At 40.7% G+C, this 19,673-nt stretch carries 15 protein-coding genes; 9 read left to right on the top strand and 6 right to left on the bottom strand.

The window, feature by feature from the left end; all coding sequences use genetic code 11:
* Window positions 1–5 precede the first annotated feature (5 nt).
* Complete coding sequence (locus A4G13_RS01115; RefSeq protein ID WP_090654406.1) at window positions 6–3,275, bottom strand: CDP-glycerol glycerophosphotransferase family protein; 3,270 nt, start codon at window positions 3,273–3,275, stop codon at window positions 6–8.
* A gap of 168 nt (window positions 3,276–3,443) precedes the next feature.
* Here A4G13_RS01115 and infA point away from each other — a divergent pair, with 168 nt between their 5' ends.
* On the top strand, window positions 3,444–3,662 hold the full coding sequence (infA, locus tag A4G13_RS01110; protein ID WP_005717339.1) for a translation initiation factor IF-1: 219 nt from the start codon (window positions 3,444–3,446) through the stop codon (window positions 3,660–3,662).
* A 94-nt stretch (window positions 3,663–3,756) separates the two neighbouring features.
* Here the strand turns inward: infA and lnt are convergent, their stop codons facing one another.
* The 5 genes from lnt to galT all read right to left on the bottom strand — a co-directional run bounded on the left by lnt (window position 3,757) and on the right by galT (window position 10,281).
* Window positions 3,757–5,304, bottom strand: a complete 1,548-nt coding sequence (lnt, locus tag A4G13_RS01105) for an apolipoprotein N-acyltransferase (protein ID WP_090654403.1) — start codon at window positions 5,302–5,304, stop codon at window positions 3,757–3,759.
* Window positions 5,305–5,593: 289 nt separating this feature from the next.
* Window positions 5,594–6,493, bottom strand: a complete 900-nt coding sequence (corC, locus tag A4G13_RS01100; RefSeq protein ID WP_041639583.1) for a CNNM family magnesium/cobalt transport protein CorC — start codon at window positions 6,491–6,493, stop codon at window positions 5,594–5,596.
* Between the two features lie 452 nt (window positions 6,494–6,945).
* Window positions 6,946–7,977: a galactose-1-epimerase gene (galM, locus tag A4G13_RS01095; RefSeq protein WP_090654401.1), complete on the bottom strand. Its 1,032-nt coding sequence runs from the start codon at window positions 7,975–7,977 to the stop codon at window positions 6,946–6,948.
* On the bottom strand, window positions 7,971–9,128 hold the full coding sequence (gene galK / locus A4G13_RS01090) for a galactokinase (RefSeq protein ID WP_090654398.1): 1,158 nt from the start codon (window positions 9,126–9,128) through the stop codon (window positions 7,971–7,973). The genes galM and galK overlap by 7 nt, the downstream gene beginning before the upstream one ends.
* 103 nt (window positions 9,129–9,231) lie before the next feature.
* Entirely contained in the window at window positions 9,232–10,281 is a 1,050-nt protein-coding gene (gene galT, locus A4G13_RS01085; protein ID WP_090654395.1) for a galactose-1-phosphate uridylyltransferase, read from the bottom strand.
* A gap of 240 nt (window positions 10,282–10,521) precedes the next feature.
* Here galT and A4G13_RS01080 point away from each other — a divergent pair, with 240 nt between their 5' ends.
* The 8 genes from A4G13_RS01080 to mutH all read left to right on the top strand — a co-directional run bounded on the left by A4G13_RS01080 (window position 10,522) and on the right by mutH (window position 19,602).
* The gene (locus A4G13_RS01080; RefSeq protein WP_090654393.1) at window positions 10,522–11,526 is read left to right on the top strand and encodes a substrate-binding domain-containing protein; all 1,005 of its coding nucleotides are present in this window, start codon (window positions 10,522–10,524) and stop codon (window positions 11,524–11,526) included.
* A 164-nt stretch (window positions 11,527–11,690) separates the two neighbouring features.
* A complete protein-coding gene (mglB, locus tag A4G13_RS01075; RefSeq protein ID WP_011199822.1) occupies window positions 11,691–12,683 on the top strand; it encodes a galactose/glucose ABC transporter substrate-binding protein MglB in 993 nt (330 codons plus the stop codon).
* A gap of 64 nt (window positions 12,684–12,747) precedes the next feature.
* Entirely contained in the window at window positions 12,748–14,268 is a 1,521-nt protein-coding gene (gene mglA, locus A4G13_RS01070) for a galactose/methyl galactoside ABC transporter ATP-binding protein MglA (RefSeq protein ID WP_011199821.1), read from the top strand.
* A 13-nt stretch (window positions 14,269–14,281) separates the two neighbouring features.
* Window positions 14,282–15,289 (top strand): galactose/methyl galactoside ABC transporter permease MglC, encoded by a 1,008-nt coding sequence (mglC, locus tag A4G13_RS01065; RefSeq protein ID WP_011199820.1) that lies wholly within the window; start codon window positions 14,282–14,284, stop codon window positions 15,287–15,289.
* Window positions 15,290–15,573: 284 nt separating this feature from the next.
* On the top strand, window positions 15,574–16,566 hold the full coding sequence (gene mglB, locus A4G13_RS01060) for a galactose/glucose ABC transporter substrate-binding protein MglB (RefSeq protein ID WP_090654390.1): 993 nt from the start codon (window positions 15,574–15,576) through the stop codon (window positions 16,564–16,566).
* 268 nt (window positions 16,567–16,834) lie between these two features.
* Entirely contained in the window at window positions 16,835–18,238 is a 1,404-nt protein-coding gene (locus A4G13_RS01055) for an outer membrane protein transport protein (RefSeq protein WP_090654388.1), read from the top strand.
* Window positions 18,239–18,301: 63 nt separating this feature from the next.
* Window positions 18,302–18,841 carry a methylated-DNA--[protein]-cysteine S-methyltransferase gene (locus tag A4G13_RS01050; protein WP_011199816.1) on the top strand — a complete coding sequence of 180 codons (540 nt, stop codon included), beginning with the start codon at window positions 18,302–18,304 and terminating at the stop codon, window positions 18,839–18,841.
* Between the two features lie 89 nt (window positions 18,842–18,930).
* Entirely contained in the window at window positions 18,931–19,602 is a 672-nt protein-coding gene (mutH, locus tag A4G13_RS01045) for a DNA mismatch repair endonuclease MutH (RefSeq protein ID WP_090654384.1), read from the top strand.
* Window positions 19,603–19,673: the final 71 nt, after the last annotated feature.

Genomic DNA, 19,673 nt, shown 5'->3' with positions numbered 1-19,673 from the left:
ATATCTTATTTTATTAACAAGTTACACAAAATATGAATATTTTCTTGTATTGATTCTTCAGGGTACAATCTAATCATTCCATTTAAACAATATGTTTTTAGTTCATCATCATTTATAGCCAAAGCGAGTTCTAAAATTAATCGCCAATATTTATATTCGGACTCATCATCAGGTTTTGCATAAATTTCATGGGCTTTTTTAACATTACCTAAATAATAATAAGCTAATACCAAATAGTAAGTTTTTACTTTATCATCATCTAATAAATCAGAAAGCTCTAATAGCTTATTCCAATGTCTATACTCAACCAAAGCCTGAGCATAGAATAGTAGAATATCCTGGTCCGTTTTATACTGCTCAATACAGAGACTATGTATATCGTCCAAAATGTTTGAAGATAATAGGCTATTATCATTCTTATCCTTTAAGAAAATTGCTAACTGACATTTTTTAGCATATGCTTTCTGCTCTTCATCACCATATTCGACTAATAACTGAGATCTAGATTTTAAAGTTTCCCAATCTTGTTGTTTATAAGCTGATTTTACATAGTCAGACAATATTTCAATATCTAAGCAATGACTATCTCTCTGATCTAATGCTTTAATCGCCTGATAAACACGCTCACAACTATTTCCATCACGTAATGGAAATGTTTTTTGAATTCGATCCTTATAGACTTCAATTAAAGGACTATCTCCGGATAAAATAGACTCTAATTTGTGTAGAAGTTCTAATTCATCATATACAACCGGGCCAAATCCATCTTTTTCATAGCTGAAATATCCCGGGCTATAAATATGAGCTCCAGAAAATGCAGTATCTTTATCAAATTGATAATAAACAACCAATTTGTCAAGTATTGCCATTTCAAATGCAACGGAAGAATAATCTGTAACCATCAATGTTGCTTTTTGAAACAGCTCCTGCATGCTTTCATTTGAAGATTGAGCACTCCAAATTTCAATATAATTCGGCACGTTAAACACAGATAAATAAGGAGCTATATTGGCATGTGGTGCAAATATTACCTTATAGCCATATTTCTCGGCTAACATTTTTAATTCGCTATTATGTAAAAAGCTATACCAATGTTGAGCATATTCAGTTTGCATAAAATCAGAATTTAATTCACGAGCATTCCCATTTCCAATGGTATTTCCAACAATACTTTGTCGCCAAGTTGGCATAATTAAAATAATTTTTTGATCATATCTATTATTAGCTAATAATTTATCGTGTCGAGGAAAACCTGTTAACACAACCTCTTTCTTGGTCAATTTATATCGATTATTATTATCAGCCATAGAATGATATTCTGGTGTCGTCGCAGTAATGATACACTGCAAATTCTTTTTAGAATTAAACCAATTAGACATGTCATCTTTAGTAATACCATGTTGTAAGAAAACAAATTTCTTACTATATTGATATTCATCACCAAAATAATTATTAATATATCTGTCAAGATGACTACTAATAATTTTAGAAGAATTTCGCAATTTTTCTTCAAATTCACTTGTTCCATAAGGAATAAGGTTAAATCCATCTTTTTCTAGTCTATCCCAATCATGAGAATCTCTATTTAAAACAAAATAACACTGTTGGTTTGGATCATGTTGCATAATATATCTATATAAATGTTCCGCATTATCATCTGCCTGAACATCACGATCCATTAATATCCATGAATCATCAGATACATATTTATCTGCATATTTAAAAGCATCCAGTATATGCTGAACTTTTAATCCACTTTTATGCTGTTTACCTTTTAAAGAAATACGTGCATTCTTATTATCTATAATCACATTTAAAACACTATCTTTAGACTCAAAAGGAACCCAACACCGTCTTTCGGTTACAAAGTACTCATGTCCAAAAGAATATAAAGTATTTTTATCAAATGCTGGAATAGTATCTATTCCATTTAATCGAAAACTAAGGTTTACCTCATGATAAGTGAAAAATGAAAGTAAAATTTGTTGTTTTTCTCTATCAATATTTTCAATATAAGTAATTTGTGATTCTGGTCTACTATCTTTAAATGCACCTAACATGCCTACCTTATGAAAAAACCACATGCCAGCCAAATTAAAATCTAATATTTCTTTATCATCAATAAAGGAAAATAATTTTTTTATTAATTGATAAAAATTTAGCTCTAAATTTTCTGATAAAAAAGATAATCTATCCGGTTGATTTAATAAATATTTAATATACCAGCTGATGTTATAAATAATTGTTCTTTGTATATGAACAGGGATATATCCTAAGTCATCATAATAATCTTGTAACATTCTTAATAAACCATATTCAAGAACATTACTATACTGCTCAACCCTAGTCCATGAGGTATCAAGGGTGGAATTTCCATCTTCTCTTTTTCTATAATAATAGACAGATGCTCCTTGGAAATAAATGAATCCCATTTTAGTATGTAAAAAATAATCTGCTATAAACTTAGCATCCTCAAAATTAGGTTTTACATTATGATCAAACAAAATAGAATATTGCTTGATATATTTGGATTTAAAAATAGTAGATGATGCAGACATATTTAGGTTTTGATCTAAATCTAGTATCGGATACTTTTTGTTTTTTTGTTTAAACCTATAATTAAGCGGATGTGTATCTTTAATTGAATTAGTTGCTTCAATATAAAAATGTAAACTGGTTACAATCGCATTTAAGGAAGTATCATTGAATGCAGTATTATCTACATTATAAAAATAATCCGGAGACAGAAAATCATCAGGATCAATAAAAGTCACCCATTCAGTCTTCACATGCTGAAGACCTAAATTACGTGCAGAAGCTTGTCCACCATTCTCTTTATAATAATAGTGGATATTATCCGGATATTTTTCCTGCCATTTTTTAATAATCGCGGCTGAAGAATCCGTAGAACCGTCATCAACTAAAATTAACTGTATATGTTTTTTAAAGTCCAGCGTTTGACTCACTAGACTATCAAAATATTCATCAAGATATTTTTCAACATTATAGACAGCAGAAACCACAGTATATTCATAATGACCGGAATACTTTATAGGAAGATATTTTCTATACTTAATTTTTTTTCTTGTATAAATGTCTTTGCATAAAGTTAGAGTTCTTTTTATGGCCCACTTAGGATCTCTAAGGGCTTTTCTGGTTTTTTGTTTGATAAAGTTGATATCCATAGAATGCTCTCTCGTATAATTGGTATGTGCTTTCTTATCACTGATATTAATAGCGTAAAAAAACTGTTTAACCCAAATGCCGATATGCATTCTTTGGGCTAAAAATTAGTGCGATTATACTAAAAACGGCCACGTGGATAAACAACTTTAACATAAATAAAAACTTCCCCCGCCACACAAAAACGGCTATAATTCGCACCATTCAAAAAAGCTTCCGCAAAAGTGCGGTAAAAATTTCATTATTTTTTAGAGGATACAATGGCAAAAGAAGATTGCATTGAAATGCAAGGTACAATTTTAGAAACCTTGCCAAACACAATGTTTCGTGTTGAATTAGAAAACGGTCACGTGGTAACCGCTCATATTTCAGGCAAAATGCGTAAAAACTATATTCGTATTTTAACCGGCGATAAAGTAACGATTGAAATGACTCCGTACGATTTAAACAAAGGTCGTATCATTTTCCGTAGCCGTTAATCAGCCCGTCCGTTTTCGGCGGCAACAAACAATCAGCAAAAAGCCCTAAGAAATTAAATCTTAGGGCTTTTAGTTTGCTCAAAATTTTGTAAATTTATACCGCACTTTTCAGCACTTTTCGTTTGATAAATATGGCTAGTACGCGCAACATAACAAAAATAAACGCCAGCAAATAAAGCGGTTTGTCGCCTAAGGCGGCATAAGGGGTTTTGCCTTCGGTCGGGGCGATTTTTTCCGTTAATGCGGTTTGCTCGAATTGCGGCGCTTGCGAAATCACTTTGCCTTGTGCGTTGATAAATACGCTAATGCCGGTATTGGTCGCTCGAATCAGGGGTTTGCCCAATTCTAAAGCGCGCATTCTTGCCATTTGTAAATGTTGCCAAGGGCCGATACTGTCGCCGAACCAAGCGTCGTTGGAAACCGTAAGCAGAAAATCGGTATTTGGCTGCAGATTTTGTTGCAGTTGCGAGCCTAAAATAATTTCATAACAAATTGCCGGGGTTAAAGCCCGCCCTTTTGCTAATAAGGGTTTCTGAATAAAATCACCGCTTTGAAAGGCGGACATCGGCAAATTAAATACCGAACCTAAAGGGCGCAATAAATTTTCCAACGGCACATATTCGCCAAAAGGCACCAGATGATGTTTACTGTAGCGCATGGCGCTTGCAGCATTTCCCGCTTGATAAGGCTGTGCCGAATTCCCCACCGAAACAATGGAATTTAACAATTTACCCGATTTTTCATCATGATAAACCGAGCCAATCAGCACCTCCGTACCTTTTTCTTGTGTAGCCGTTTGCAAAGCCTGGTAGAAAGGTTGCAACTGATTTTCCAATGCCGGCAATGCGGACTCCGGTAATACAATTAAATCACTCGTGGCTAAATGCTCGAGAATTAGTTTCCGGTAAATATCTAAGGTTGCGTAAAGATATTGCGGATCCCACTTCAGATTCTGTTCGATATTGCCTTGTGCAAGCGTAACGGTAAGCGCTTTTTCCGGCACTTCTTTCACAAATATTTTTTGTGAAGACAGCGCTGCCAATCCGCCGACACTTAGCAGCAACAGAGCATTAACCAAAGCGACGGGCAGTTTTTTAGGTGTTTGAATTAATGCTGAAATTCCGCTGAAAATGACCGCACTTGCCCACATCACAAAAAAAGTTAAACCTGTTACCCCGAATAGCGGCGCAATGCCGTAAAACGGGCTGTCGATTTGCGTGTAACCGAATTGCAGCCACGGAAAACCGGTGAAAATCCAGCCGCGCAAAAATTCGGTGAATGTCCAAATCACGGGGAATATTACAAGGCTTGTAACATTAAAACGGCGGACAATATAAGCGAATAATAACGGATAAAGCGATAAATAAGCGGCAAGCACTACCACCAAAATATAGCTTAACCATAAAGGCGAACCGCCGAATTGGTGAATGCTCACATGTAGCCAGCTCACGCCGATACTGAAAAAGCTTAATCCCCAAAGAAACGCCGATAAAAGTGCGGTCTTTTTTTGCGGATTTTTGATAACGAACAGCAATCCGATTAAAGAAACATAAGCAAAGCCCCACAAATCAAAAGGGGAAAAGGCTAAAACTCCGGCGGCGCCGGTTAATATAGCGATTATATAAGTAAAAATATTGTTCATTGATATTTGTTCTTCTATTTTTTGTTCATTTATTTACGCAAGGCAAGTATACATGGCCCCTTTAGAGCTACTTTAGCATGAGAGTTCAGTAAAAAAGCAAAAAGGCTGTTTAAACAGCCTTCAGACTGCTGACAAACCTAAAGATTTATTAAACATTTGTATGGACAGACTTTATGTTTGTCCATAACATATTGAATTATCAGTTATTATAAAGGGCGGAAATAAATTCCGCCCCTACGAAAGACTTTGTTAATAACCTGAAGACGGTTTTTAAACCGCCTTGCGAATATTATTCTTCTTTCTCTTCCGCAGATTTTTCAATTTCCGCCAACTGTTCATCGGTAACCGTTACGCGCAACTGAATAATGCGCCGGCTGTCTGCCGAGGTTACTTTGAAATGAATGTTTTCCAAAGTAATTTCCTCGCCGCGTTTCGGTAAATAACCGAACGCCTGCATTATCACTCCGCCGATGGTATCCACTTCCTCATCTTCAAAATGCGTGCCGAACTGTTGATTAAAATCATCAATATCGGTTAACGCCCGCACCGCATAGGTGTGGCGGGAAAGTTGACGAATATCCGCTATATCTTCTTCGTCAAATTCATCTTCAATGTCACCGACAATCTGTTCTAAAATATCTTCAATGGTTACCAAGCCGGAAACCGCACCGAATTCGTCTACAACAATCGCCATATGAAAACGTTCGGAACGAAATTCTTTCAACATGCGATCCACCCGTTTACTCTCAGGCACGATAACCACCGGACGCAACAGGCTTTCAAGCTGGAATTCTTCCGCATCGGTACGCAAAAATTTAAGTAAATCCTTGGCATGTAAAATGCCGGCAACGTTATCTTTCTCGTTACCTACCACCGGAAAGCGGGAATGCGCCGAGCTGATAATAGTATCAAGGCAGCTCTCAAGATCCTGATCAGTCTGGATAAAAACGATTTGTGCGCGAGGAATCATAATATCCCGAACCCGCAATTCGGCGATCTCCATCACGCCTTCAATCATTTCACGGGTATCTTGATCGATAAGTTCGTTTTGTTCCGAATCACGGATCACTTCCACTAACTCGTCCCGATTTTTAAGCTCGCCTTGAAAAAAACGATCAAACAGAGATTGGAAAAAGTTTTTCTTTTGAATGGTATCTTGGGTTGTCTTAGTCGAGTGTTCTTCGTTCATAGAGGGTAAATAAGTTTCTGTCGGATTGACGGATAAAAAATACCATATTTTACCGGGGATAGCTAGGGCGGAAAAAATTATTCCGCCGGGGAATTGTAAACGCAATGACAATACTAATTAGCAATGTAAAATAACAAAACCAAAAAGCTTACCGAAGTAAGCTTCAGACTGATGACAAACCTAAAGATTTATTAAAAATTTGTAGGAACAGACTTTATGCCTGTCCATAACATATTGAATTATCAGTGTTATTATAAAAGGCGGAAATAAATTCCGCCCCTACGGAGGACTTTGTCAATAACCAAAAAGCTTACCGAAGTAAGCTTTTTTGATAAATAGTTTAAGATCTGTTTAAAGTTGCGGATCAATTAAATCAATTAGTTTCATTACCACTTCATCAATCAAATAAGCTTCCGGTTCAATAGCATAAATACCACCGTAAGGTATCTTATTTAAATAAACCGAAACGTCGTCCAATGTCGGTAGGTTTCGCCGGCTTTCGTTATGCCGCCGTATTGTTGCCACTCGGGATGGTTCGGGGTGTCGGGCAGAGCTTGGGTTTCTAACGCGATGCCGGCATAATCCGCATAACTGCTGCCGAGTCGGGTCGGTACGCCGGCGAGATAGTTACCGGTGTAAACCTGTAATGCGGGCTGTGAAGTGAAAACCTGAAGGCTGAGAGAACGATCAAGTGCAGTCAGAATTGCGCAAGTTTTTTCCGCATTGCTATTTAGCAGAAAAGCATGATCATAACCTTTGGTTAATTGCTGTTCTTCCTGCAAGAAATCCAACCCGATTGGTTTTTCCTCCAAAAAATCAAAACTGGTGGCTTCCACTGATTTTAACGGCGCATTGGGAATACCGTCAGTGTCTACGGGTAAAAAATAATCCGCATTAAGCTGCAAAGAATGCCCGCGCACATCACAACCCCGGATCGCATTATTTAAATTAAAATACGCATGGTTGGTTAAATTGAGCGGCGTATCTTTATCTGGAGTCGCATGGAATCTGACGGTAAGCGCATTATCTTCGCTTAATTCGTAATTCAGCACCACCTCAACGTTACCGGGGAAGCCTTGATCGCCGTCAACCGAATTTAAACAAAAAGTCACAAAATTTTCACCGCACTTTTCGATTTTCCAACGGCGTTTATCAAAACCGTCACCACCGTGTAATTGATGCACGCCCTGATTTGCCGTCAACGGGAAAGTTTGCCCGTTTAGTTCGAAACGCGCATTGGCAATGCGGTTTGCATAACGCCCTACCGTCGCACCCAAAAAAGCGCTTTGTTGCAAATAATCTTCCGCCCTGCAGCCTAACAAAACTTCCCGTAATTCGCCGTTTACCGGTACTTGGCAAGAAATCCAAGTGGCGCCCCAATCCATAAACTGCACCTTCATTCCGTTTTTATTGCTTAATGTCACTATTTGAAAAGGCTGATTATCCGGTGCAAGTGCGGTCGTTTTTTGCAAAGTTTTTAGCATAAATGCACTCCTTGAGAGGCGGTGCAAACATAGAAATCTTCTTTAATGCCTGTGCGTTTTTGATAGTTATCGGCGATAATTTTACGCACTTCCTCCACTTTTTCTACCGGCGCAACCGCCACAATACAGCCGCCAAAACCACCGCCTGTCATGCGTGCGCCGCCGGATTTGCCGATTACCTGTTGGGCAAGTTCCACTAAATAATCAATTTCCGGCGTAGTGATTTCAAAATCGTCCCGCATTGAATCATGAGATTGCCCCATTAATTCGCCAAGACGCGAAATATCGCCCTGATTTAATGCATCCACCGCATCTAACACCCGTTGGTTTTCAGTGACTACATGGCGGGCGCGTTTTGCCGCTTCACCGTCAAGGGCGGTCAATTCCGCTTCCTTTTCTTTAAACTGTTGAATCGACACGTCCCGCAACGCTTTTACGCCAAAGAATTTGGCGGCGGCTTCGCATTGTTGGCGACGGGTATTGTATTCGCCGGTAACCAAATCGTGTTTCACATGAGAATTAACAATCATTACCGCAATATTATGCGGTACCGGCGTTGCTTTAGTTTCGAGGGAACGGCAGTCGATCATCAATAAATGATCCTGTTGACCAAGCGCTGAAATCAATTGATCCATGTTACCGCAGTTGGCGCCGACAAATTTATTTTCGGCCTTTTGTCCGATTAATGCGATATCCGTATTGGAAAGCGGAAGTTCGCCTAATTGTTGGCAAAATTTGCCGACGGCGACTTCTAAAGAGGCGGACGAACTCAACCCGGATGAAAGCGGCACGTTACCGCTAATTACCAGATCCGCGCCTTGGGTAAATTCGGGACAACATTCCTGAATAAATTTCACCACGCCGCGTACATAACCCGTCCATTTTTCGCTTGGATTCTGTTCAATAGGTCGGTCTAAACGGAAGCAGTCAAATTGATCTAAATCCGCCGCATAAACACAAAATGTATGATCGTCGCGCTTCGCTCCGCTCACCGCCGTGCCGTAATTAATTGCGCAAGGCATAACAAAACCGTCGTTGTAATCCGTATGTTCGCCGATAATATTTACACGCCCCGGTGCGTACACATTCAACTCTGAAGTGCGGTTGAATTTTTCGGAAAATAATTTTTTAGCCAGGTCTTTAGGTTGCATACTTCAATCCTTTCAAATTACCGTAGGGGCATCGCATACGCCCCGAATAAACTTGTTTTTATTTGTCAAGGGCGTATGCGATACGCCCTCACTAATAATTGAATTATTTACGCATTTTATAATGCACTTCGCTTAAATCCCGTAATCTCGCCGCAGCTTGTTCGGCGGTGAGATCTCGTTGGCTTTCGCCGAGCATTTCATAGCCCACCATAAATTTCCGTACTGTTGCGGAACGTAATAACGGCGGATAAAAATGGGCGTGAAGCTGCCAATGTTCGTTTTCTTCGCCGTTAAATGGCGCGGCGTGGAAACCCATAGAATAAGGGAAAGAAATTTCAAACAAATTGTCGTATTTTGTTGTCAGTTTTTTCAGGGCAAGAGCGAGATCCCGGCTTTGTTCTTCCGTTAAGTCCGTCAAGCGTTTGATATGCGCTTTCTTCGGCATTAATAAGGTTTCAAAAGGCCAAACCGCCCAATAAGGCACAACCGCAAGCCAATGTTCGGTTTCCACCACAATACGTTCTTTGCGTTCCAATTCTCGTTTTGCATAGTCTAAAAGCAGGACGGAACCTTGTTTTTCAAAATATTTCTTTTGATTCAGATCGGCTCTCGCCACTTCGTTAGGCAGAAAGCTATTCGCCCAAATCTGACCGTGAGGATGCGGGTTTGAACAACCCATTGCCGCACCTTTATTCTCAAAAATCTGAACCCATTGGTATTTTTGCCCTAATTCCCGGAGCTGTTCCCGCCACACTTTGACGACTTCTGTGATTTCTTCTACAGTCAATAAAGGCAAAGTTTTGCTATGATCCGGCGAAAAACAAATCACACGGCTTTCCCCCTGAGCCCGGCTGCTTTGAAATAGCGGATCCGCTGTTTGTTCCGGCGCCGGCGTTTCAGGCAATAAAGCCGAAAAATCATTTCGGAATACATAAGGTTTTTTATAATCGGGATTAAGCTCGCCCGTAATTCGCGCATTACGCGGACAAAGATAACAATTCGGGTCATGGCTTGGTTTTTCTTCCTCGGCAACTTTTTCCTGCTGACCTTGCCAAGGGCGTTTTGCCCGGTGCGGGGAAACTAAGACCCATTGATCGGTCAAAGGATTATAACGACGGTGCGGGTGTTCTGTCGGGTCAAAAGAAATGCTCATGTGCAGGCCTCCTGATTATATTGAAAACGGTTACATTTTATTGCGAATAAAGATAGCACAATTAAATAAATAAACTGTGAGCAAGATCACATTTATCCAATTTAATCTGATATAAAGGCAATTATTTTTGTAAAATATATACAAATTTTAAAAGTAACCGTTTTCAATAATGACAATTTTTCTATATGATAGAAAACCATAATCCTTAGAATTTCTTCATTATTACGGCAAGGAGAAAATATGATTACCATTCGTGACGTAGCCAAACAGGCGGGCGTATCCGTCGCCACCGTTTCCCGCGTATTAAATAATGCCTCCTCAAGCGAGAAAGCCCGCAAAGCGGTGCAAAGTGCGGTAGAGAAATTAGGTTATTCGCCTAACGCCAATGCTCAGGCGCTCGCCCTGCAGACTACGGATACTATCGGCGTTGTGGTAACGGACGTAACGGATGCCTTCTTTGCTATTTTAGTTAAAGCCGTTGATCAGGTTGCTTCTTCATATAACAAAACTATTTTGATCGGTATTGGTTATCATAATGCCGAGAAAGAACGTAACGCTATTGATACCTTGCTACGTAAGCGTTGCAGTTGCCTGGTGGTACATTCTAAAGCCTTAAGCGACGAAGAATTAGCAAACTATCTTGAGCAGGTGCCCGGCATGGTTATTATCAACCGCAGCATTCAGGGTTATGAACATCGCTGCGTAAGCCTTGATAATCAGCGGGGAACCTTTTTAGCCACGGAAACCCTGATTCGACTTGGGCATAAACGTATCGGTTATATCGGTTCGAATCATCACATCAATGACGAGGAAGAAAGAAGACAAGGCTATATTCAGGCGTTGCAACATCATCGTTTACCTCAAATAGACGATGCCATTATCCAAAGTTCGCCCGATTTTGAGGGCGGCGAAGAAGCAATGATCAAATTATTGAGCTATCACTCCGATTTAACCGCCGTAGTCGCCTATAACGACAGTATGGCGGCTGGCGCGTTATCCGTATTAAATGAAAACAATATCAATGTTCCACGCCAGTTTTCTATAATAGGTTTTGATGATATGCCGATTTCCCGCTATTTAATCCCTAAATTGACAACTATTCGTTATCCTATTGATTTAATGGCTAATTATGCAGCAAGATTAGCCTTAAGCTTAGTCAATGAAGGGATTGAGACGCCTTTGCACGCTCAATTTAACCCTACTGTCGTGCGCCGTTTTTCAACGGAAAACTGTAATAATCCATAAAATTTATGTAATCGTTTCCACATATTTTCAATATTGTGAAAGCGATCACAGTATTAAGTTATTAAACATTGTATTTTAAGCACCACGTTATCCATTGATATCCGTTTTAGTGGGTAATTAAATACACATTTTATTTCCAGTCTTTAGCACAGAGGAATTTCATTATGAAAAAAACAGTATTAAGCGCAGTTGCATTAGCGGTAGGTTTAGGCGCAGGTATTTCAACTGCACAGGCTGATACAAAAATCGGTGTAACAATCTATAAATATGATGACAACTTTATGGCGTTAATGCGTAAAGAAATTGATAAAGAAGCGACCAACTTAAAAGACGTTCAATTATTAATGAATGACTCGCAAAATGCGCAATCTATTCAAAATGACCAAGTTGACGTGCTGATTTCAAAAGGCGTAAAAGCTCTTGCCATCAACTTAGTGGACCCGTCCGCCGCGCCGACAGTTATCAGCAAAGCAAAACCGGATGATATTCCTGTTGTGTTCTTCAACAAAGACCCGGGCGAAAAAGCATTGGCAAAATATGAAAAAGCCTATTATGTAGGTACCGACCCGAAAGAGTCCGGCACAATCCAGGGCGATTTAATTGCCAAACAATGGAAAGCCAACCCTGCATTAGACTTAAATAAAGACGGCAAAATTCAATATGTATTGTTAAAAGGCGAACCCGGTCACCCGGATGCCGAAGCCCGTACTAAATATGTTATTGAGCAATTAAATGCCAACGGCATTGAAACCGAACAACTCTTTATCGATACCGGTATGTGGGATGCGGCAATGGCAAAAGATAAAACCGATGCCTGGTTATCCAGTTCTCGCGCAAACGATATTGAAGTAATTATCTCAAACAACGACGGTATGGCAATGGGCGCTTTAGAAGCGACCAAAGCGCACGGTAAAAAATTGCCGATCTTCGGTGTGGACGCATTACCTGAAGTGCTGCAACTGATCAAAAAAGGCGACATTGCGGGTACCGTGTTAAATGACGGTGTAAACCAAGGCAAAGCGGTCGTTCAGTTAGCCAACAACTTAGCGCAAGGTAAAGACGCCACCGAAGGTACGCAATACAAAGCGGAAAACCGCGTTGTGCGTATCCCTTACGTCGGCGTAGATAAAGATAATTTATCCGAATTCTTAAAATAATTTTTCTGTTTGGGCATGAGGGTCGCCTCATGCCTGTTTTATAGCCTTATTCAGTGAGGTACTTATGACAGCACAATCAGCGCAAAGTGATAATCAAGTGCTACTCACCATGACAAACGTGAGTAAATCTTTCCCTGGTGTAAAAGCGCTAGATAAAGCAAATTTAACTGTCAAATCCCATTCCGTTCACGCCCTTATGGGAGAAAACGGTGCGGGTAAATCTACTTTATTAAAATGCCTGTTTGGTATTTATGCCAAAGATGAAGGGGAAATTCTTTTTCTTGGTAAACCGGTAAATTTCAAAACGTCGAAAGAAGCGCTGGAAAATGGGATTTCCATGGTGCACCAAGAACTCAATCTCGTCCGTCAGCGTAATGTAATGGATAATCTTTGGTTGGGCCGCTATCCGTTAAAAGGCGTGTTTGTGGATCATACAAAAATGTATAACGATACCAAAGCCATTTTTGACGAGCTCGATATCGACATTGATCCGAGAGAAAAAGTTGCCAATTTATCCGTTTCGCAAATGCAAATGATAGAAATTGCCAAGGCTTTCTCTTATAACGCAAAGATCGTAATCATGGATGAACCTACTTCTTCTCTTTCCGAAAAAGAAGTGGAGCATTTATTTAAAATCATCGAAAAATTAAAAGATCGCGGTTGCGGAATCGTTTATATTTCCCACAAAATGGATGAAATCTTTAAAATTTGCGATGAAATTACCATTTTGCGCGACGGTAAATGGATTAATACGGTGCCGGTAAAAGGCTCCACTATGGAACAAATTGTCGCCATGATGGTAGGCCGTGAATTAACGCAACGCTTCCCGCCAAAAATCAACGAGCCGAAAGAAGTGATTCTTGAGGTGGAACATTTAACCGCATTAAACCAACCTTCCATTCAGGATATTAATTTTGAATTACGCAAAGGTGAAATTCTGGGGATCGCCGGTCTTGTGGGGGCAAAACGGACCGATATCGTCGAAACCATTTTCGGTGTGCGCGAGCGTAAATCCGGTACGGTAAAACTTCATGGCAAAATTATGAAAAATCGTACCGCACTTGAAGCCATCAACAACGGCTTTGCTCTGGTAACCGAAGAACGCCGTTCCACCGGGATTTACGCAAACCTGAGTATTGAATTTAACTCATTGATTTCAAATATGAAATCCTATATGAACAAATGGGGCTTATTGAGTGACAAGAAAATGAAAAGCGATACTCAATGGGTAATCGATTCAATGAACGTGAAAACCCCGTCCCATAAAACTACCATCGGCTCGCTTTCCGGCGGTAACCAACAAAAAGTGGTTATCGGCCGCTGGTTGCTCACACAACCTGAAATTCTGATGCTGGACGAACCGACCCGTGGGATTGACGTGGGCGCGAAATACGAAATTTATCAACTTATTATGCAACTTGCCCAAAAAGACAAAGGTATCATTATGATCTCTTCGGAAATGCCCGAATTATTAGGGATTACCGACCGGATTTTAGTAATGAGCAACGGTAAAGTTGCCGGTATTGTTGAAACAGCAAAAACTTCGCAAGAAGAAATTTTGCAACTAGCTGCTAAATATTTATAGAAGGAATTGCAGTATGGCTGGACAAAAAAATAAAACATGGGATTTCTTCAAACAAAATGCCATTTACTTCGTCTTATTAATTTTATTAGGTGTAATTATTGCTCAAGACCCATCATTTTTAAACCTGATGAACTTCAGTAATATTCTTACTCAATCTTCAGTGCGACTAATCATTGCATTAGGTATCGCCGGTTTATTGGTGGTACAGGGTACCGACTTATCAGCCGGTCGCCAGGTAGGTTTAGCCGCTGTGGTGGCCGCCACCATGTTACAGGCAATTGATAACTTAAACCGCGTATTTCCGAACCTGCCTGAAATGCCGATTTTCGTAGTGATACTGATTGTGTGCTCAATCGGTGCCGTAATCGGTTTGATCAACGGCTTTGTGGTCGCTATCTTAAATGTAACGCCGTTTATCGCCACCATGGGTACCATGATCATCGTGTACGGTTTCAACTCACTTTACTATGATGCGGTAGGCGGTTCGCCGATTGCCGGATTCAGCGAAAACTTTTCTTCTTTCGCGCAAGGATTCTTCCGTTTCGGTTCCTTTAAACTTTCATACATTACGATTTACGCCATTATCGCGACAATCTTAATGTGGATTTTATGGAACAAAACCCGTTTCGGTAAAAATATCTTTGCCATCGGCGGTAACCCGGAAGCGGCGCGTGTTTCAGGGGTAAACGTAACACGCAACCTATTGGTTATCTATATGTTAGCCGGCGTATTCTATGCTTTCGGCGGTATGTTGGAAGCCGGCCGTATCGGGTCTGCAACCAATAACTTAGGTTTCATGTACGAATTGGATGCCATCGCAGCCTGTGTGGTAGGCGGTGTATCATTCGCGGGCGGCGTGGGGACTATCATCGGTGTAGTAACCGGGGTGTTAATTTTCACCGTTATCAACTACGGTTTAACCTACATCGGCGTAAACCCGTACTGGCAATATATTATTAAAGGTAGCATTATCATCTTAGCCGTTGCTATCGACTCATTAAAATATGCTAAGAAAAAATAATAAAATTCTCCGATATATTGACCGCACTTTAAAAGTGCGGTCTTTTTTTTACTAATTTTTGACGGGTTATAATATGCCTTGATACGGATTCCATACAATCGTCGCCATGCCTGACGCCCGTATTTTGTACCGAACAATATTACAAAACACCGTCCTCTAGTCCTCACCAAACATCACAAAATCTATGAACTGGATCACAGATTTAACAATCTTTTTACCCACCGGAAAATTTAGTGCTAATATCAAAACAAGCCTTATGATTCATTCGCATAGAGGACGTTACTATGAAAAAATTAGTATTAAATACCGTTGCTATTTCCGTTTTGTTAGGCTCCGGTTTGGCCGTCGCTCAAACCGAACCGCTGATTGGCGTCACCATTTATCAATATGACGACAATTTTATGAATTTGATGCTTAGTGAAATAAATAAAGAAAGCGCAAATTTTAAGGATGTGCGTTTCTTAATGAACGACTCGCAAAATTCTCAGGCAATTCAAAACAATCAAATCGATATTTTACTGGCAAAAAAAGTCAAAGTGCTTGCCGTTAATCTTGTTGACCCGCCAGCTGCCAAAACCGTTATCGCTAAAGCAAAAAAACATAACGTGCCGGTTATTTTCTTCAATAAAGATCCCGGCGCTAAACTGTTGGCAAGTTACAACCATGCTTATTACGTAGGTTCGTCGCCTAAAAACTCGGCTCTTGAGCAGGCAAAATTAATCGCCAAACATTGGAATGCCAACAAACAATTCGATTTAAATCAAGACGGTAAAATTCAATTCGCCATGTTAACGGGGCAACCCGACAGCACGGCTGCCGAGGTAAGAAGCAAATATGTTATTGAAGAATTACACAATCTCGGCATTCAAACCGAAGCGCTGTTTGTCGATACCGCCATGTGGAACGGCAATATGGCAAGAGACCGCATGGAACTTTGGCTAAACGATACCAAAGGCAAACAAATTGAAATGGTCATTGCCAATAATGACGCCATGGCGTTGGGCGCATTAGAAAGCCTGTCGGCACAAAACAAGCAGTTGCCTGTTTTTGGCATTGACGCCTTACCCGAAACCTTAACATTAATTAAAACGGGCAAAATTACCGCTACGGTTCTCAATGACGGCGCTTATCAAAGCAAGGTGTTGGTAGAGCTTGCCCGCAACCTGGCATTGGGTAAAAGTGCCGCAGAAGGCATGCCGTGGAAACCGGAAAATAATAGTATTCTCAGCCCGGATATTGCAATTGATAAAGACAATGTGGAGCAATATAGAAAATAAATAACAAAAATCCGCACAAACGATTACGTTTGAACATTGTTATGCCAACAGATTCGAAGAAATAAGCGAAGCGAGTAAAAAAACGATTGCACTTTTGTAAAGTGCGGTCGTTTTTTTACAAGTTTTTCAATAAGATCCCTCATTAAATTACTGGTCTGAACTCTTTAAAAAACAACCAAATAAATTTGCACAAAGCTACAACATTCTTTTAGAATCGCTCGGATTTTTTCTTTTTTGCCAATTTAACTTTATTTTACAAGGGGAACCAATGAAAAAGGCAATAAATAAAACCTTCCTGGCAAGTTGTATTTTATGCGCCGCCGGTCAGGCTTCTGCCGCCGCATTCCAATTAGCTGAAATTTCAACTTCCGGTCTGGGTCGTTCTTATGCGGGCGAAGCTGCAATTGCCGACAACGCTGCCGTAATTGCAACCAACCCGGCATTAATGTCTCAATTTAAAACCAATCAATTCTCTGCCGGCGGCATTTATGTGGATTCCCAAATCCGCATGAACGGTACGGTAAGCGCCAATCTTGCGGGGCAAACCGTTGCACAAGCGCCAGCATCAAAAACCAGCGTTGTGCCGGGGTCATTAATTCCGAATATGTATTTCGTCTCGCCGCTTAACGATAAATTTGCCGTCGGTGCCGGCATGAACGTAAATTTCGGCTTAAAAAGCGAATATGAAGACGACTACGCGGCCGGCGTATTCGGCGGGAAGACTGAGTTAACCGCACTGAACCTTAACCTGAGCGGTTCATATCGGGTAACTGAAAAATTAAGCGCCGGTGTGGGTTTAAATGCACTTTATGCAAAAGCCGAAGTATCCCGTAACGCCGGTATTTTAGCGGATGCCGTCGGCAATGTTGCAAGCAATCCGCAAGCATTAAGCGCTATCGTTGCGCAACGACCCGATCTGGCAAGCAAAATGGGGTCGCTGAGCGGTTTGGCAAGCGGTCTGCAAAGAGATACCCTATTAACGCATTTACAGGATAAAACGGCTTGGGCGTTCGGTTATAATCTTGGTCTGGCTTATGATCTCAACGAAAGAAACCGTTTCGGTATCGCCTATCATTCAAAAATTGATATTGATTTTAAAGACCGTAACGCGGTCAGTTATCTTCCGTACGGCACAACGCCTTATATAGGTGAAGGCGGCTTGGTGCTACATTTGCCAAGTTATTGGGAATTTTCCGGTTATCATAAATTAACCGATAAATTTGCCATGCATTACAGCTATAAATATACCGAATGGAGCCGTTTAAAGAATCTTCACGCCACTTACGCGGATAGATCACTCAGAAATGACGGTTTAGCCTTCCATAAAGATGAAGAATACAAAGACAATTCCCGCATTGCATTAGGTGCAACCTACGAAGTGGATGAAAAATTAACGCTACGCGCCGGTGTCGCTTATGACGAGTCCGCCGCACCCCGTACTCACGCAAGCGCTTCCATTCCGGATACTAACCGTACCTGGTACAGCCTTGGCGCGACCTATAAATTTACTCCGGCACTTTCCGTTGATTTCGGTTTCGCCCATTTACGCGGCAGAAAACTTGACTTCAGCGAAGAACAAAGTTTAGCCGGCGGGTTAGTCACTGTGAAAGCCGATTATAAATCTAAAGCGACGGCTAACCTTTACGGACTGAACGTAAATTATAGTTTCTAATTTTCAGTAAATTAAGACATAATAAAGCATATCTTCGGGTATGCTTTTTTTATTGAGAAAAATATGGATTCTATTTATTACAGCTATTATTCCTCTCCCGTAGGCAATTTGTTGATGATTGCGCAACAAGGCAAACTAACCAATTTAGATTGCGAATTGGAGCAAACGGCACCTAATCCTAAATGGATTCTCAATAACGAATTGCCGTTGTTCCGCCAAGTAAAATCGGCGTTGGATCGCTATTTCTCCGGAGAAAAGGAAGATTTTTCCGATATTCCGCTAAACCCACAAGGTACGACATTTCAACAAAGTATTTGGCAGGCTTTGCGCCGAATCCAACTCGGAAAAACCACCAGTTACGGCGAACTTGCCCGGCTCATTAATAATCCTAAAGCGGTGCGTGCGGTCGGCGGTGCGGTCGGCAGCAATCCGATCAGTATTATTATCCCCTGTCATCGCGTACTAGGCAAAAACGGACAATTAACCGGATTCGGCGGCGGATTGCCGATGAAACGCTTTTTACTGAATTTAGAAAAAATCCGCTATGTCGATAAAGGCGTAGAATACGTTAAACAAAAATTACTTAAAAAATACACCGCTTAAAATTTCGCACAAACGCTTACCTTTGAACCTTAGCTATGCCAACGGCTCTAGAGGCGCGAGCAAAATGAGCAAAAACAGACCGGACTTTTATGATCAGCACACCTCAATCGCAACAAGAACTGCTACAACGGGCAAAATCCATCGCCGGTTTAACCTTTGGCGAATTGGCGGCTGAGCTGCACATTCCGGTACCGCCGGATCTCAAGCGTGATAAAGGCTGGGTCGGACAATTAATTGAAACCGCTCTAGGCGCTAAAGCCGGCAGCAAACCCGAACAGGATTTTGCCAATTTAGGTATCGAATTGAAAACAATTCCAATCAATAGCGCCGGTTTTCCTTTAGAAACCACCTTTGTCAGCCTTGCGCCGCTCATTCAAACCGCAGGCGTTAATTGGTATAATTCCCATTTGCGCTATAAATTGTCAAAAGTGCTTTGGATCCCGATTCAGGGAGAACGCCAAATTCCCTTAGCCGAACGCCGTATCGGCAGCCCGATTTTATGGCAGCCTGACCCGCAACAAGAGGCCCGGCTGCAACAAGACTGGGAAGAGTTGATGGACTACATTGTGTTAGGCAAAGTGCATGAAATCACCGCTAAAATAGGCGAAGTTCTGCAACTTCGCCCGAAAGGTGCAAACAGCCGCGCCAAAACCAAAGGCATCGGGCAAAACGGCGAAATAATCGAAACCCTGCCTCTCGGTTTTTATCTGCGAAAAGAATTCACCGCGCAAATTTTGCAAAATTTTCTGCGAAATAAATAATTTTACTTCCCATTCGGAAGTCTACCCGATATGATCCGCACTTTGTTTCTCCGTTAATTAAATAAAGGTTT

This window comes from Basfia succiniciproducens (genome assembly GCF_011455875.1).
GTDB lineage: Bacteria > Pseudomonadota > Gammaproteobacteria > Enterobacterales > Pasteurellaceae > Basfia > Basfia succiniciproducens.
The sequence above is the reverse complement of the archived record's forward strand: the minus strand, read 5'-3'. Positions and strand labels throughout refer to the sequence as shown.

What these genes read in the sequence shown, in the direction of transcription:
- A4G13_RS01115 (WP_090654406.1), bottom strand. Translation starts at nt 3,275, where the DNA reads ATGCATATCGGCATTTGGGTTAAACAGTTTTTTTACGCTATTAATATC.
- infA (WP_005717339.1), top strand. Translation starts at nt 3,444, where the DNA reads ATGGCAAAAGAAGATTGCATTGAAATGCAAGGTACAATTTTAGAAACC.
- lnt (WP_090654403.1), bottom strand. Translation starts at nt 5,304, where the DNA reads ATGAACAATATTTTTACTTATATAATCGCTATATTAACCGGCGCCGCC.
- corC (WP_041639583.1), bottom strand. Translation starts at nt 6,493, where the DNA reads ATGAACGAAGAACACTCGACTAAGACAACCCAAGATACCATTCAAAAG.
- galM (WP_090654401.1), bottom strand. Translation starts at nt 7,977, where the DNA reads ATGCTAAAAACTTTGCAAAAAACGACCGCACTTGCACCGGATAATCAG.
- galK (WP_090654398.1), bottom strand. Translation starts at nt 9,128, where the DNA reads ATGCAACCTAAAGACCTGGCTAAAAAATTATTTTCCGAAAAATTCAAC.
- galT (WP_090654395.1), bottom strand. Translation starts at nt 10,281, where the DNA reads ATGAGCATTTCTTTTGACCCGACAGAACACCCGCACCGTCGTTATAAT.
- A4G13_RS01080 (WP_090654393.1), top strand. Translation starts at nt 10,522, where the DNA reads ATGATTACCATTCGTGACGTAGCCAAACAGGCGGGCGTATCCGTCGCC.
- mglB (WP_011199822.1), top strand. Translation starts at nt 11,691, where the DNA reads ATGAAAAAAACAGTATTAAGCGCAGTTGCATTAGCGGTAGGTTTAGGC.
- mglA (WP_011199821.1), top strand. Translation starts at nt 12,748, where the DNA reads ATGACAGCACAATCAGCGCAAAGTGATAATCAAGTGCTACTCACCATG.
- mglC (WP_011199820.1), top strand. Translation starts at nt 14,282, where the DNA reads ATGGCTGGACAAAAAAATAAAACATGGGATTTCTTCAAACAAAATGCC.
- mglB (WP_090654390.1), top strand. Translation starts at nt 15,574, where the DNA reads ATGAAAAAATTAGTATTAAATACCGTTGCTATTTCCGTTTTGTTAGGC.
- A4G13_RS01055 (WP_090654388.1), top strand. Translation starts at nt 16,835, where the DNA reads ATGAAAAAGGCAATAAATAAAACCTTCCTGGCAAGTTGTATTTTATGC.
- A4G13_RS01050 (WP_011199816.1), top strand. Translation starts at nt 18,302, where the DNA reads ATGGATTCTATTTATTACAGCTATTATTCCTCTCCCGTAGGCAATTTG.
- mutH (WP_090654384.1), top strand. Translation starts at nt 18,931, where the DNA reads ATGATCAGCACACCTCAATCGCAACAAGAACTGCTACAACGGGCAAAA.